Below are 14,517 nucleotides of genomic sequence, written 5' to 3' on the forward strand. Positions count from 1 at the left end.
GGCACGGATGCGGCCGATATACGTTGTCAGACAACAATAGGGCCGCCGGCCACGAGGATCTCCATGCTGCTACGCACCTGCAACATCGCGCCCCGAGCGGCGCTGGGCTTCGGCCTGATCGCCCTGATGGTGGCCTTTCTCGGCTGGTTCTCCCTGGCGCAGATGGCGGGTATTCGTGAGCGCCAGGTGGTCACTGAGCGTGACTGGGTGCCGAGCATCCGCGCGGTGGATGCCATCCGCGAGAACATGCTGCGCATCAGGACCATCTCCCTGCGCCTGGCGCTGGACCCGGACCCACGCAACATCGATACCTACGTGAGCCAGTACGAGGCACGCAACAAGGTCCTGCTGGAAGGCATCAAGGCCTACGAAGGGTTCGTCGACTCTCCCGAGGAACGGCAGCGCTGGGACCTGTTCAAGCGCGACTTCGCCACCTACCAGCAGGGCATGACCGACGCCTTCGCGCTGGCCCGCAAGGGCGATACCGCCGCGCTCAACAAGCTTACCCTGGTAGACATGAAGCCGGTGGTGGATGGCACCGGCAAGCAGCTGGGCGAGCTGGGCGACTTCTACGCCGCAGGCATCGAGCGCGACGGCCAGATATCCGCCGAGCGCTACGACGCCTCACGGCTGATCGTCATCGCGGTGATGGCCCTGGCCGCCCTGGCCACGGTGGTGATGGCCTGGTTACTGACCGTGAGCATCGTCCGGCCGCTGCGCGACGCCTTGCTGGCCGCCCGCCGCGTCGCCCAGGGCGACCTGACCCAGACCCTGGCGGTAACGGGGCGCGATGAGGTCAGCGAATTGCAGCGTGCCCTGCAGCAGATGCAGGAACAACTGCGCGAGACCCTGTCGCGTATCGCCGGTTCTTCCACTCAGCTCGCCACCGCCGCCGAGCAGCTCAATGCGGTGACCGAGGCGGCCGGCCAGGGCCTGCAGCGGCAGAACGAGGAAATCGAGCAGGCGGCCACCGCCGTCACCGAGATGAGCACTGCGGTGGACGAAGTGGCGCGCAACGCGGTCTCCACCTCCGAAGCCTCGCGTGCTTCCAGCCAGGCAGCGCAGCAAGGGCAGGCGCGGGTGGCCGATACCCTGGGCGCCATCGGTGCGCTGTCCGATGAGGTCGCCGCCACCGGCAACGTGGTGCAGCGCCTGGCCGAGCAGTCCCAGGACATCGGCAAGGTACTCGACGTGATCCGCGCCATCGCCGAGCAGACCAACCTGCTGGCGCTCAACGCCGCCATCGAGGCGGCCCGTGCCGGGGAGGCCGGACGGGGTTTCGCCGTGGTGGCCGACGAGGTGCGCGCCCTGGCCAGCCGTACCCAGCAGTCCACCCACGAGATCGAGCAGATGGTCTCCGGCATGCGCAGCGGCGCCAGCCAGGCGTTGGATTCCATGCAGGACAGCAGCCAGCGCGCCCAGTCCACCCGGGCGCTGGCGGAAACCGCCGGGGAGGCCCTGGTGGAGATCAATAGTCGCATCGGCGAGATGTACGAGCGCAACCTGGTGATCGCCAGCGCCGCCGAGGAGCAGGCCCAGGTAGCCCGCGAGGTGGACCGCAACCTGGTCAATATCCGCGATCTCTCCACCCAGTCCGCGGACGGTGCGCGCCAGACCAGCGCCGCCAGCCAGGAGCTGTCGCGGCTGGCGGTGGACCTGCAGGGCCTGGTGAATCGCTTCCAGGTGTGACGGCTAGGCCCGCACCGCCTGGTACAGCGCGCGGATCAGGTCCGACTGGGTGATGATGCCCACCAGGCGCCGCGACCCGTCGATGATGGGGACGTGCCGGTGGCCGTTCTCGGAGAACACCGGCACCAGGTCGATCAGCAGGCGGTCGGCGCTGGCCACCCGCACGGTACGGGTCATGATCAGGCCCACGGTGCGCTCGCCCTGGCGGGCCCGCGGGCGGACCAGGGAGCGCAGGCGCCAGCCGAGGCCTTCGTGGACGTCCAGGTCGATCTGGCGCATGAAGTCGGCGACGGTGACGATACCCAGCAGATGGCCCTGGCGGTCGGTGACCGGCAGCGCTTTGATGCGCCGGGCGCGCATCAGCGCCCAGGCTTCCTGCAGCGGCATCTCGGCGCGGGCCGTCACCGGCTCGCGACTCATCACATCGGCGCAGCGCAACTCGCCCATCTTGCGCTGGTAGGCGCGGGCCTCCACCTGTTCGAGCAGCTCGGCGAGGTCGTCGCGGCTGATGTCCAGCACCTGGTTGTAGCGCGCCAGCACCGCGTCGAGGTCGGCGCGCTGCAGGCGCGTCTCGCCGCTCGGTTCGGCCGGGCGCGGCACATGGGGCCAGGGACGGCGGGTAAGGTTGTTGTAGAGCAGTCCGGCAGCGACCAGCAGCAACGAGTCCAGCGCTACCGGGCTCCAGGCGTAGCTGAAATCCTGGGCGCCGATCAGCACCATCAGCAGCGCCGAAGCCCCGCCCGGCGGATGCAGGCAACGCAGGGCGAACATGGCGGCGATGGCCAGGGCCACCGCCACGGCGGCGGCCAGGTTGGCCTCGGGAATCCACAGCGCGCAGGCGATGCCGATCAGCGCCGAGAGGGTATTGCCACCTACCACCGACCAGGGCTGCGCCAGCGGACTGGCGGGCAGGGCGAACACCAGTACGGCGCTGGCACCCAGTGGTGCCACCAGGGCCAGCGCCAGGGCGCCATGCTGATGCACCGGCTGGCCTTCCAGCCACCAGGCCGCCAACAGCGCGGCGAGCAGGATGCCGAGTCCGGCGCCAAGGCTGGCGCGCAGGCGCTCGCGGCCGTCGATGGCCAGGGGCGCCGGCCAGAAGGCGCGCAGGCCCTGGGCGAGGCGGGAGCAGCGGGTGGCAGCGGGCGATGGGGAATCCTGGGACATGGCACGGCGACGGGCGGGCAGAACGGGCGCTGATGGTCCTCCGCCAAGGCGCCCCTGGCAAGGTCCGCGCGCCTGGACGGCGAGCGCGGTTGCGGCCGACCCCGTGCCAGAGCGGTCGCCGGATTGGCGGCTGCGCAGGAAGGCTGGAGCGGTGTACCATCGGCGGCTGGGTGTCGCCGCAATCGTGCGGAAGGACAGGTTGAATCAAGCGCAGGTCGGGCCGCCGCGCGGAGTTAGGCTGCCCGTGACTTCCTCTCTCGCTCCGGCCAAGGCCCTGGCCTTTCTCAACAAATTCTGTGCGGCCGAAGCCGCGGGCGGCATCGTGCTGATGCTCGCCGCCGCCATTGCCCTCGTCGTCGCCAACTCGCCCCTGGCCGACACCTATTTCGCCAGCCTGCACGCCGTTGTCGGCGGCCTGTCCCTCGGCCACTGGATCAACGACGGCCTGATGGCCCTGTTCTTCTTGCTGGTGGGCCTGGAGATCAAGCGCGAGATGGTGGTCGGCCAACTCGCCCGCTGGAGCGACCGCGCCCTGCCAGGGCTGGCGGCCCTGGGTGGCATGCTGGTGCCGGCACTGCTCTATGCCCTGGTCAATCGCCACGATTCCCAGACCCTCGCCGGCTGGGCGATTCCTGCCGCCACCGACATCGCCTTCGCCCTCGGCGTGCTGTCGCTGCTGGGCTCGCGCGTGCCGCCCTCGCTCAAGGTATTCCTCTCGGCGCTGGCGATCCTCGACGACCTCGGCGCCGTGCTGATCATCGCCCTGTTCTACACCAGCGACCTGTCCACCGCCATGCTGCTGGCCGCGGCCGGTCTGGTGGCGGTGCTCCTGGTGCTCAATCGGCTCAAGGTCACGGCGCTGCTGCCTTATCTGCTGGTCGGGGCGCTGCTGTGGTTCTGCATGCTGCGCTCGGGTATCCATGCGACCCTGGCCGGGGTGATCCTGGCGCTGTACATTCCCCTGGGCGACACCGAGGCCGACGCCGCCTCGCCGCTGCTCCGGTTGGAGTCCGCCCTGCATCCCTGGGTGGCCTTCCTCATCGTGCCGCTGTTCGGCTTCGCCAATGCCGGGGTCTCCCTGGCCGGCATCGCGCCCGCCAATCTGCTGGACCCGGTGCCCCTCGGCGTGGCCCTGGGACTGTTCCTCGGCAAGCAGGTCGGCATCTCGCTGCTGGTGCTGTTGGCCATCCGCAGTGGCCTGGCGCGGCTGCCGGAAGGTGCCAGCTGGCTGCAGCTCTATGGCGTGGCCCTGCTGTGCGGCATCGGCTTCACCATGAGCCTGTTCATCGGCGCCCTGGCCTTTCCCACGGCGCCCTTCCTGGTGGACGAGGTCAAGATCGGCGTGCTGCTGGGGTCCTTGCTGTCGGCCCTGGCGGGTGTCGCCGTCCTGCTGTTCGCGGCGCGTCGTTGAGAGGAAAGGTCATGCCCTATGCGTTGTTCGCGGTAATGCTCGGGGGAGCGGTGGGTAGCGCCTGCCGCTGGTGGATCGGTCTGCGGCTCAACGCCGTGCTCGCCCAGTTGCCCCTGGGAACCCTGCTGGTGAATCTGGTCGGCGGCTTCGTCATCGGGCTGGCGCTCGGCCTCTTCGCCCGCTATCCCGGACTGGACCCGAACTGGAAGCTGCTCCTGGTGACCGGTTTCTGCGGCGGCTTCACCACCTTCTCGACCTTTTCCGCCGAGGTGGTGAGCCTGTTGCAGAGCGGCCGCCTCGGCTGGGCGGCGCTCACCGTCAGCGCCCATGTGCTGGGTTCGCTGCTCATGACCCTGGCGGGCTTCGCCCTGGCCGCGCGACTCGGCTGAGCCGCGCGGCCAGGTGCCCTCAGGGCTGGGGCGTGGAGGGCGCCAGGGCCTTGCGCCTTGGCTTGAATCTCAGCGCCGGCGCCTCGATCAGGTGCCAGGACAGCACCGCGAGGCCCAGCGTGAGGCCATAGCTCAGCAGCAGGAAGCCACCCAGCGAGAAGCTGTCGGGAAAGCTGTGCATGAGCAATTGCTGCACCGGGAAGTTGAACAGGTAGAGGCCGTAGGAATAGTCGCCGCAGCGGCCGAAGCCGTGCAGCAGCGGGACCCGGGCCCGGGCCAGGTAGATGATCACGTAGGACAGCGATACCAGGTGGATCACCGGCAGGACATGCCAGACGACGGCCGCCAGTGACAGCAGGCAGAGCGCCAGGGCGATGTCCAGGCGCCAGGGGATGCGCGGTCCCGCGAGCTGCAGCAGGGCGCCGGCGAAGAAGAACATCCCCAGGCTGAACACCTTGTGCAGTACGAAGCTGGCAATGCCCATCTGCGGCAGCAACAGGAAGTTGCCCAGTACCAGCACCACCAGGGTGGCCATGACCACCGAGCGAGTCAGCAGCCCCAGCACCCCGATAATCAGCACCGAGAGGTACATGAACACCTCGTAGGGCAGGGTCCAGTAGCTGCCGTTCACCGTGTCGGGAAAGGGGTTGTCGGCGAACACCCCGGGCAGTTCGAAGCGGGTCAGCAGGAGGATGTTCTTGAAGAAGCCCAGGGTCTGGCGGTCGCTGAAATAGGCGCCGGTGTCATGGGTGGTGGCGAGCCAGCCCACTACCAGTACCGAGAAGAGCACCGAGACGATCAGCGCCGGAAAGATCCGCAGGGCACGTTTGGCGAGGAAGTCCAGCGGGTGGCGACTGCGCTGGAAGGACGCGGTGATCAGGAAGCCGCTGATCACGAAGAACACGTAGACGGCGATGCTGGCGGCATCGGTGAAGCCGGTGAGTTGCAGGATGGGCTCGGCGTCGAGACGGCCCGAGAGCCAGAAGCCGTGGCCGACGACCACGGTGGAAGCGGCGGCGAAGCGGAGGAAATCGAAGTTGTTGCGTTCGTGAGTGACGGGTGGAGTAGGCATGGTTGCTCCTCGCGGCCGCGGTCACGGTCGCACCCAACGCCCGGCGATGATCAGCAGGCGCAGGGAGGGACGTCGACCTCGGCAGGCGCGCTCGCCTCGGGGCGAGCGCAGCAAAGGCCGTTGCCGGCAGTGCCGGCAACGGGTGGGTGGCAGCGGACGCGATCGGGACGATCGGCCGGCCGGCGAGGGCGGGGAGCTATGGGGGGCTGAGCGGGTCGCGCGTGGGCGGCAGCGGACGCCGGGGACGGGGGCAGGGCAGCATGGCGGTGGCAACCCAGAACGAGGGACGCGCGCGCGCGGACGTGGACTGGGGCCTCCCGGCCGCCACGTCGGGCACGCGCGTCCCGCGCATCAGGCGCTGGCCTGCAGCGGTTGGTCGAGGGTGACCGGCGGGGCGTGCTCGGCGAAGTAGAGCGCGGCGCTCTGCCGGGCGTGGTCGCCGAATTCCTGCGGATGGCGCATGACGATGCGTTCGAAGGCACCGGGTTCCAGGCCGTCTTCGTAAAAGCCGTTGTGGCACTGCAGGACGCCCGCGGCGCAGACACTGCGCTCGACAGCGGCGATCAGGCCACCGGCGCGCAGGCTCTTGACGATGTTGTGCGGCAGCCGCTGACGTCGGCGCAGGTTCGCGGCGGTCTCGCTCAGGGTGTCGAGGATCTCGGTTTCCGCGGGAGTCAACCGGCGCACGTCCAGTTTGGACTTCTGCACCAGGTAACGCCGGGAGAGTAGGCGGGCCTGGTCGTTGAGGGCCTTGAGTACCGCGCCGCTGAGTTCACCGCGAGTGAACAGGCCGGTCTCCAGGGCGATCAGGTATGACCAATCGGTGATGAGCGAAATCTTGCTGAGATCACGTTCCATGTGAGGGCCTTCGTCCATTTAAGTTGACTAGATTGAGGGCGTCACACCTCGATGGTTCCATAACGCCAGTATAAGGCGACCAGCGGCATGAATTTTGACGCTACTGACAAAAAATGTCGGATTTTTGTCGAAGTGGGTCACGCCTTGGCGATGCAACCTCAACGCTGCGCTTAGGGTCCCTAGCTAGAGCCCTGGCGCGAGTCGGGTAACCCTCCGAAATGTCAGGTGACGTGATGAGTGACCCCGTACAGTCTTCGAACACCCCGGATCTGCACTGCGATGTCGCCGTGATCGGTGCCGGCACCGCCGGCCTCGCCGCCGAACGCGCGGCCCGCCGCCAGGGCGCTAGCACCCTGTTGATCGACGACCGCTGGGCCGGTACCACCTGCGCCTCGGTGGGCTGCATGCCGTCCAAGTTGCTGATCGTCGCTGGCGAGGCCCACCACGCTGTGCAGCGGGCCGGCACCTTCGGCATCGAGGTGGGCGGCATCAGGGTCGATGGCGCGGCGGTCATGGCGCGGGTGCGTCGCGAGCGCGACCATTTCGTCGCCGCCACCAAGCAGGGATTCGAGAAGTTGCCCGCGGGCGTGGCCCAGTGCGCCACCGCTCGCTTCGTAGCGGCAGACCGCCTGCAGCTCAGCGATGGTCGGACCATTCAGGCCCGCAGCGTGGTCATCGCCACCGGCTCCTATCCGCTGGTACCGGCCCCGTTCGACCGGCTCGGCGACCGTGCACTGACCAATGATACGATCTTCGAGTTGCCAGACCTGCCACGCTCCCTGGCGGTCATCGGCACCGGCCCGGTCGGCCTGGAGCTGGCCCAGGCCATGGCTCGCCTGGGGGTGGCGGTCACCCTGTTCGGGCAGGACGACGGCCTCGGCGCGCTCAAGGACGCCGAGGTGAAGGCCGAATTGCGCCAGATCCTGGAGCAGGACCTGACCCTGTACCTGAATGTCGAGGTGGATGCCCGGCGCGAAGGCGAGGGTGCGCGGCTGTCCTGGTCCGGCGCGGCGAGCGGCGAGGGCGATTTCGACTTCGTGCTGGTGGCTGCTGGGCGACCGCCACGACTGCAGGGCCTGGGGCTGGAGACCACCGGCCTCGAGCTGGACGACCATGGCACCCCGCTCTACGACCCCCAGACGATGCAGTGCGGTGACTCGTCGATCTTCATCGCCGGCGATGCCGACCATGATCGGCCCGTTCTCCATGAGGCGTCCGACGAAGGCGCCATCGCCGGGCACAATGCCGCCTGCTATCCCGAGGTGCGACCCACCCCGAGATCGCCGGCGTTCTCGCTGATCTTCACCGATCCGCCGGTGGCCGTGCTGGGCAACCCGCCCGACGCGGGCAGCCTGATCGGTACCTCTTCCTATCACGACCAGGGTCGTGCCCGGGTCGAGGCGCGTAACCAGGGCATCGCCCGCTTCTACGCCGAGCCAGGCACCGGCAAGCTGACCGGCGCCGCCATGGTCGGGCCGGGCATGGATCATATCGGCCATCTGCTGGTACTGGCGCTGATCCATGGCGAGACCGCCAGCTCGCTGCTCGACATGCCGTTCTACCATCCGACGCTGGAGGAAGGCCTCAAGACCGGCCTGCGCGAGATCTGCAAGGCCGCCCACAGCAGCCTGCGCAGCGACCGCGACCAGGGCTCGCCGTCCGGGGCTTGAGGGGCGCCAGGGTGGGCCAGAAGTGGAAAAGGCTACGCCGTTTTCCACGCTACGATTTTGCTAGAGGCACCCTCGCCCCAACCCTCTCCCGCAGGCGGGAGAGGGGGCTGTCCGGCGTGGGGCACTACCACCTCCTTCCCCGCGCACGGGAGAGTAGCCATCCGGTTTGAGTGCTGACTACCGCCTCCTCCTGCTCCGAGGGGGCTACCCGGCGCGGAAGATGACTCCACCCCCTCTCCCTCTGGGAGAGGGCTGGGGTGAGGGCGCTCTTGCGCTGATACGCCCACCTTGTCGGGCTGCGCAGTGCCGTGCTCCTAACGTGAACAACGGCGCTGCATCATCGAAACTCGCCCAACAAAAAAAGCCCCGCCGGGATCACCCGCGGGGCTTTTGCTACCACCAGGCAGCCATCAGGTCCTGAAGCGGCGAACCAGGCCGTTCAGTTCGCCGGAGAGTTGCGACAGGCGCGAGGAGTCGTGGCTGGTGGACTGGGCCAGGCCTTCCACCTGCTGGGCATCGTCCTGGATCTGGGCGATGTGGCGATTGATGTCCTCGGCCACCTGGTGTTGTTCCTCGGCCGCTGCGGCGATCTGCAGGGCCTGGTTGCGGATGTCGTCCACCGAGTGGCGGATGCCTTCGAAGCTGCCGCGCGCCTCGCTGATCGAGGTCACGCTGGTCTGCGACAGCTGCAGACTGGTCTCGATCTGGCGGGTGACCTCCTGGGTCTTGCGCGCCAGGTTGCCCAGCAGGCCGTCGATCTCGCCGGTGGAGTCGGCGGTGCGCTTGGCCAGGGCGCGCACCTCGTCGGCTACCACGGCGAAGCCGCGACCTTGCTCGCCGGCACGGGCCGCTTCGATGGCCGCGTTGAGGGCCAGCAGGTTGGTCTGTTCGGCGATGCCGCGGATGGTGTCGAGGATGGTGTTGATGTTCTGGCTGTCCTGCTCCAGCACGGCCATGGCCTGGGCCGACTGGGCCAGGCTGCCGCTGAGTTGGTTGACATTGCCGGTGGCGCGTTCGATCTGGCCGTAACCTTCCTGCACCTTGTGATGGCCGACATCGGCGGACGCCGCGGCCTGGCTGCAGGAGCGGGCGACCTCGTTGGAGGTGGCGACCATCTCGTTGAAGGCGGTGGACACCAGTTCCACGGCCTCGCGCTGGCGCCCGGCCACCTCGTTCATGCTGGCGGCGGCCTGGGTGGTGGTCTCGGAGGCCTGTTGCAGGTCGTTGGAGGCCTGGCCGATGCGTTGCACCAGTTGGCGAATGCTGGCGAGGAACTGGTTGAACCAGCCGGCCAGGGTGGCGGTTTCGTCCTTGCCCTGGACGTTCAGGCTCTTGGTCAGGTCGCCTTCGCCCTGGGCGATGGATTCCAGGCCGGCGGACACGCCACGGATCGGCCGCACGATCATGCCGGCGAAGGCGGCGCCGAGCAGGGCGAACACCAGCGCCAGCACGGCGGTGATGCCGGCGATCAGCCAGGTCAGGTGAGTGGCCTTGCCCATCACCTCGCTACGCTCGATCAGGCCGATGAATTTCCAGCCCAGGTCCTTGGCCTGATAGACGTTGACCATGTAGTCGGTGCCGTCGATGGTGACCTCACCCAGGCCGCTCTGGATGCCGCTCAGGGTCTGGTAGGCGTCGCCCAGCTCCTTGAGCTGCTTGAAGTTATGTTTGGGCTCGCGGGGGTCGACCAGCACGTTGCCGTTGTCTTCCACCAGCATTAGGTAGCCGCTCTTGCCGAGGGTGATGCTCTTCACCAGGTCGGTCAGCTGCTTGAGGGAGATGTCCAGGCCGACCACCCCGCGCACCTTGCCGCTGGCGTCTTCGATGGTGCGCACCACGCCCATCAGGGAAACGTCATCGGCGGCCCAGTAATAGGCCGGCGTCCGGACCACCTTGCCCGGATTGGCCATCGCGGTCTGGTACCAGGGGCGCACGCGCGGATCGTAGTTGGCCAGCTTGGTGTCGTCCGGCCAACTGACGTAGCCGCCGTCGGTCAGCCCGACCGAGAGGTAGGCGGTAGTGGGATGGGTCTTGGCGAAACGGGCGAAGTAGTCCAGCGCCTGTTGGCCGATTTGGGGCTGCGGCAGCTGGGCCGCATCGGCGCCCATGTACTGCTTCAAGCCGTTCAGGCCGAGGATGAAGGGTTCCTTGGCCAGGAAGTCGATGTTCTGCTGGATGCCGGAAAAGAACTGCTGGATGTTGCGGTCGATCTGGCGGATTTCGCGGCCGCTGCCATCGAGAAAGTCGTCGGTGGCCTGGCTGCGAATAGTCATGATGACTATGCCTGCCACCAGGATGACTGGTACGCAGGCGGTCACTATGAAGAGCGATGTCAATTTCTGTTTGATGTTCATCGAAGAGCCCCGATTGCGCCTGACGAGAGAAATGGCGGCGACATGCCTTCACTCTGCATCGGCTCGGGATGGTTCGACTTGATACTGGGTAATAAATTATTCCATTTGCTCCGCAGCAAGCCGGAAAATCGCCGATCGGTCGGCCAACGACCCGTTACAGCTCCTTCTTCAAATGGCGCTCGATTTCCTCCAGGGACTTGCCGCGCGTCTCCGGCAGGCAGCAGAACACGAACACCAGCGAGCCCAGGTTGATCGCCGCGAAGACGTAGAAGGTGTAGTTGCCGATGGCCTCCAGGGCCACCGGAAAGCTGAAGGCCACGGTGGCGTTGCACAGCCACTGCACGGCCACTGCCACCCCGGTGAGCAGGCCGCGAACCTGGTTGGGAAATAGCTCCGACATCAGCAGCCAGTACACCGGGGCGACGCACATCTGCATGAACAGCAGGAACACCAGGATGCAGGCCAGCGCCAGGTAGCTCTGGGTGAGGTCCTGGGGCAGCCAGAGCAGCACGCTGCCCAGCGCCAGTTGCGCCAGCACCACGATCACCAGGCCGATCAGCAGCAGGGTACGGCGGCCGGCGCGGCCGATGGCCCAGATGCCGAGCAGGGTGGCGATCACCGAGACCACGCCATTGCCGATGGTGGCGGTGAGGGCCGCACTGGTGCCCATGCCGGTGCTCTTGAGGATGATCGGCGTGTAGTACATGAAGGCGTTGACCCCGGTGAACTGGGCGACGAAGCCCAGGCCGATGCCCAGCAGGAGCAGCTTGACCACCCAGCCCTGGCCGAGCAGTTCGCGTAGCGGCGGGCGGTGCTTGGCCTGATCTTCGGCCTCGCGCATCTCCTGCACCTCACGTTTCACCTCTTCGGGCGTATCGCGCAGACGCTCCAGTACCGCCTCGGCTTCTTCGATGCGGCCCTTGGCCGCCAGCCAGCGCGGCGAGGTGGGCAAGAGGAAGGTGCCGGCGAACAGCAGGATGCCCGGCACCATGGCGATGGCCAGCATGTAGCGCCAGATGCCGTTGTCGTGCACCAGCCAGGCGAGCAGGGCGCTGAGCACATAGGCCAGCAACTGGCCGCTGACGATCATCAGTTCGTTGCGACTCACCAGCCGACCGCGGCGCTTGGGGCCGGCGATCTCGGCGATGAACACCGGCACCGTGGCCGAACCGCCGCCTACCGCCAGGCCGAGCACGAAGCGCGCGACGACCATCAGCTCCACCGAGGGCGCCACCGCGGTACCCAGGGCGCCCAACACGAAGAGGATCGACAGCAGGCGCAGGGTGGTGCGGCGGCCATGGCGATCAGCGAGATAACCCGCCGCCAGTGAGCCGAAGGCCGCGCCGACGATCAGCGCGGCGGTGACCAGCCCCTCGGTGTAGGCGTTGAGCCCCAGCCCGCCCTGGTCGGCCGGCAGGGTCATGAAGGGCAGGGCGCCGGCGATGATGCCGGTGTCGTAGCCGAAGGCCAGGGCGCCCATGGTGGCGACCAGCACGGTGATGAAGATCAGCCGGCGGGCCGAAGCCTGCTGGTCAGGGGCGGTAGCGGAAGAAACGGCAGCGGGTGCAGACATGGCAGAGCAAAATCCTGGCTAGACACGAAAGTGCCGGCACGCAGGCGCAGCCGTCGCCAGCGAAGCGAACGAGAGTGACGTTTCGAGTCAGCGAAGGAGCGCCACGGGTAACGGCGTGGCTGATTAGGGCCGGGATGTGGGTTGGAGTTCCGCGCGCGGCATGGCGGTCACTCAGGTCCCCAGGCGTTCCACCAGGAAATCCACGAACAGCCGCACCCGTGCCGGCATGGCGGCGCCGCCGACGAACACCGCGTGGATGGGCTCCTGGTCACCCGGATTCCAGGCTTCCAGCAGCGGCACCAGGGCGCCGCTGCGCAGGTCGTCGACCACGCTGAAGGCGCCGATGCGGGCGATACCGGCGCCTTCCCGGGCCAGCTGCGCCAGGGCCTCGCCGCTGTTGCACTCGATGTTGCCGGCGATCTTCAGCGCGAAGCGGCGGCCGTCACGCAGAAAGGGCCAGTCCGGCGCCGCGCGGCGGAAATTGAATTTCAGACAGTTGTGGGCGAGCAGGTCTTCCGGCACCTGGGGCGTACCGTGACGCGCGAGATAGGCGGGGGAGGCCACTATCACCTGGCCGGTGGCACCGAGGGGGCGTGCGGTGAGGGGGCTGTCGGCCAAATGGCCGAAACGGATCGCCACGTCGGCCTGGCCGGCGAGAATATCGACCACCTCGTCGCCCAGCGCCAGATCCACCACGATGTCCGGATAGCGGGCGCTGAAGGCCGCCACCAGGGGCAGCAGGATCATGCGGCCATGGTAGAGAGCGGCACTGACGCGCAAGCGCCCCTGGGGCACGCCCTGGTCGGCGATGGCCTCTTCCACCTCGGCCAGATCCGCCAGGATGCGTCGCGCCGCGCGCAGATAGGCCTCGCCTTCGGCCGTGAGGGTGATGGCCCGGGTGGTGCGCAGCAGCAGGCGGGTACCCAGGCGTTGCTCGGTGCGGGCGAGGGAGCGACTTACCGCGGAAGGCGTCAGGCCCAGGGCTCTGGCGGCGGCAGACAGGCTGCCGGCCTCCACCACCTGGGCGAACACCGCCATCTCTCCCGAGCGACCATTCAGATCCACTTGTGACTCCAGGGCAAAGGTGCATGCCAAAACGGCCGTCTACCGGCGCTTGAGCGTGGAGCTTAGCATTCGTGGCATAGATAAGGAGTCTTTCCCATGCGTATCAATCCTCCCTTGCTGGCCCTGGCCACCGGTGCCTTCGGCATCGGCGTCACCGAGTTCGCGCCCATGGGCATGCTGCCCGGTATCGCCGCCGATCTCGGCGTGTCCATTCCGGCGGCGGGCCTCTTGATCAGCGCCTATGCCCTGGGCGTGCTGATCGGCGCGCCGCTGATGACCCTGACCACCGGCCGCATTCCGCGCCGCCAACTGCTGATCGGCCTGATGGCCATCTTCACCCTGGGCAATCTGCTGTCAGCCCTGGCGACCGACTACACCAGCCTACTGATCGCCCGGGTAGTGACCTCGCTCAACCATGGCGCCTTCTTCGGTGTCGGCGCCCTGGTGGCGGCCAGCGTGGTGGCCCCGGACAAGCGTGCCGGCGCGGTCGCCGCCATGTTCATGGGGCTGACCCTGGCGACCATCGGCGGGGTGCCGCTGGCCACCTGGTTCGGTGAATTGCTCGGCTGGCGCCAGGCCTTCTGGGGCATCGCCGGCCTCGGCCTGCTGACCATGGCCGCGCTCTGGTTCGCCCTGCCCAATGTGGCCCTGCCGCCGAGCGACGGGGTGCTGGCCGAGATCCGCGTGCTGGCTCGCCCCCCGGTGCTGGCCGCTCTGGGACTGACCGTGGTCGGCTCGGGTGCCATGTTCACCGTCTTCACCTACATCGCGCCCATCCTGAGCAGCGAGACGCACGCGTCCACCGCCTTCATCACCGCCATGCTGGTCCTGTTCGGCGTCGGCCTGACCCTGGGCAATCTCTGGGGCGGCAAGGCGGCGGACAAATCCATCGACCGCACCCTGATCGCCTCCCTGGGCGTGCTCATCGTGGTGCTGCTGGCCTTCAGCGTGCTGATGCGCTGGCCGCTGGCGGCTGCCGTGGCCATCCTCGTCTGGGGCATCGCCAGCTTCGCCCTGGTGCCGCCGCTGCAGATGCGGGTGATGGAAGCCGCCAAGGACGCCCCCAACCTGGCCTCGGCGGTCAATATCGGCGCCTTCAACCTGGGCAATGCCCTGGGCGCGGCCCTGGGTGGCGCGGTGATCGACGCCGGTCTCGGCTATCCGGCCATCTCCCTGGCCGGCGCCGGCATGGCTGCCCTGGGCCTGGCGATGACCCTGGTCCTGGCCTGGCGCGGTCGGGCGACCGGCGCGGCCGTGGCCGGCTAGCGG

General features: G+C 68.0%; 11 protein-coding genes. 5 read left to right on the forward strand and 6 right to left on the reverse strand.

Going from position 1 to position 14,517, the window contains the following annotated elements; all coding sequences use genetic code 11:
- Positions 1-63 precede the first annotated feature (63 nt).
- Positions 64-1,689 (forward strand): methyl-accepting chemotaxis protein, encoded by a 1,626-nt coding sequence (locus QZ471_RS21595; RefSeq protein ID WP_295467693.1) that lies wholly within the window; start codon positions 64-66, stop codon positions 1,687-1,689.
- Positions 1,690-1,692: 3 nt separating this feature from the next.
- Here QZ471_RS21595 and QZ471_RS21600 read toward each other — a convergent pair whose 3' ends face one another.
- On the reverse strand, positions 1,693-2,856 hold the full coding sequence (locus tag QZ471_RS21600; protein ID WP_295467695.1) for an HPP family protein: 1,164 nt from the start codon (positions 2,854-2,856) through the stop codon (positions 1,693-1,695).
- A gap of 244 nt (positions 2,857-3,100) precedes the next feature.
- Between QZ471_RS21600 and nhaA the strand changes: the two genes are divergently transcribed.
- Together nhaA and crcB are read left to right on the forward strand one after the other, a co-directional pair.
- Positions 3,101-4,267: a Na+/H+ antiporter NhaA gene (gene nhaA, locus QZ471_RS21605; protein WP_295467697.1), complete on the forward strand. Its 1,167-nt coding sequence runs from the start codon at positions 3,101-3,103 to the stop codon at positions 4,265-4,267.
- Positions 4,268-4,278: 11 nt separating this feature from the next.
- On the forward strand, positions 4,279-4,656 hold the full coding sequence (gene crcB, locus QZ471_RS21610; RefSeq protein WP_295467699.1) for a fluoride efflux transporter CrcB: 378 nt from the start codon (positions 4,279-4,281) through the stop codon (positions 4,654-4,656).
- 19 nt (positions 4,657-4,675) lie between these two features.
- On the opposite strand, the gene QZ471_RS21615 is transcribed toward crcB, so the two are convergent.
- On the reverse strand, positions 4,676-5,728 hold the full coding sequence (locus QZ471_RS21615; protein ID WP_295467701.1) for an acyltransferase: 1,053 nt from the start codon (positions 5,726-5,728) through the stop codon (positions 4,676-4,678).
- Positions 5,729-6,079: 351 nt separating this feature from the next.
- Positions 6,080-6,586, reverse strand: a complete 507-nt coding sequence (locus tag QZ471_RS21620; RefSeq protein ID WP_295467703.1) for a hypothetical protein — start codon at positions 6,584-6,586, stop codon at positions 6,080-6,082.
- 233 nt (positions 6,587-6,819) lie between these two features.
- Between QZ471_RS21620 and QZ471_RS21625 the strand changes: the two genes are divergently transcribed.
- The gene (locus QZ471_RS21625; protein ID WP_295467705.1) at positions 6,820-8,256 is read left to right on the forward strand and encodes a dihydrolipoyl dehydrogenase; all 1,437 of its coding nucleotides are present in this window, start codon (positions 6,820-6,822) and stop codon (positions 8,254-8,256) included.
- A gap of 410 nt (positions 8,257-8,666) precedes the next feature.
- On the opposite strand, the gene QZ471_RS21630 is transcribed toward QZ471_RS21625, so the two are convergent.
- The 3 genes from QZ471_RS21630 to QZ471_RS21640 form a co-directional block, all read right to left on the reverse strand.
- Positions 8,667-10,610, reverse strand: a complete 1,944-nt coding sequence (locus QZ471_RS21630; protein WP_295467707.1) for a methyl-accepting chemotaxis protein — start codon at positions 10,608-10,610, stop codon at positions 8,667-8,669.
- A gap of 154 nt (positions 10,611-10,764) precedes the next feature.
- Positions 10,765-12,183, reverse strand: a complete 1,419-nt coding sequence (locus QZ471_RS21635; RefSeq protein ID WP_295467709.1) for a sugar porter family MFS transporter — start codon at positions 12,181-12,183, stop codon at positions 10,765-10,767.
- A 171-nt stretch (positions 12,184-12,354) separates the two neighbouring features.
- Positions 12,355-13,248 (reverse strand): LysR family transcriptional regulator, encoded by an 894-nt coding sequence (locus QZ471_RS21640; protein WP_295467711.1) that lies wholly within the window; start codon positions 13,246-13,248, stop codon positions 12,355-12,357.
- A 96-nt stretch (positions 13,249-13,344) separates the two neighbouring features.
- On the opposite strand from QZ471_RS21640, the gene QZ471_RS21645 reads away from it, so the two are divergent.
- The gene (locus QZ471_RS21645; protein WP_295467713.1) at positions 13,345-14,514 is read left to right on the forward strand and encodes an MFS transporter; all 1,170 of its coding nucleotides are present in this window, start codon (positions 13,345-13,347) and stop codon (positions 14,512-14,514) included.
- The last annotated feature ends 3 nt before the right edge of the window (positions 14,515-14,517 follow it).

This window comes from uncultured Pseudomonas sp. (assembly GCF_913774235.1).
Taxonomy (GTDB): Bacteria; Pseudomonadota; Gammaproteobacteria; order Pseudomonadales; family Pseudomonadaceae; genus Chryseomonas.

Bases quoted from the DNA above. Each gene is read 5' to 3' on its own strand.
- QZ471_RS21595 (WP_295467693.1), top strand. From the start codon at position 64: ATGCTGCTACGCACCTGCAACATCGCGCCCCGAGCGGCGCTGGGCTTC.
- QZ471_RS21645 (WP_295467713.1), top strand. From the start codon at position 13,345: ATGCGTATCAATCCTCCCTTGCTGGCCCTGGCCACCGGTGCCTTCGGC.
- crcB (WP_295467699.1), top strand. From the start codon at position 4,279: ATGCCCTATGCGTTGTTCGCGGTAATGCTCGGGGGAGCGGTGGGTAGC.
- QZ471_RS21625 (WP_295467705.1), top strand. From the start codon at position 6,820: ATGAGTGACCCCGTACAGTCTTCGAACACCCCGGATCTGCACTGCGAT.
- QZ471_RS21600 (WP_295467695.1), bottom strand. From the start codon at position 2,856: ATGTCCCAGGATTCCCCATCGCCCGCTGCCACCCGCTGCTCCCGCCTC.
- QZ471_RS21620 (WP_295467703.1), bottom strand. From the start codon at position 6,586: ATGGAACGTGATCTCAGCAAGATTTCGCTCATCACCGATTGGTCATAC.
- QZ471_RS21615 (WP_295467701.1), bottom strand. From the start codon at position 5,728: ATGCCTACTCCACCCGTCACTCACGAACGCAACAACTTCGATTTCCTC.
- QZ471_RS21635 (WP_295467709.1), bottom strand. From the start codon at position 12,183: ATGTCTGCACCCGCTGCCGTTTCTTCCGCTACCGCCCCTGACCAGCAG.
- QZ471_RS21630 (WP_295467707.1), bottom strand. From the start codon at position 10,610: ATGAACATCAAACAGAAATTGACATCGCTCTTCATAGTGACCGCCTGC.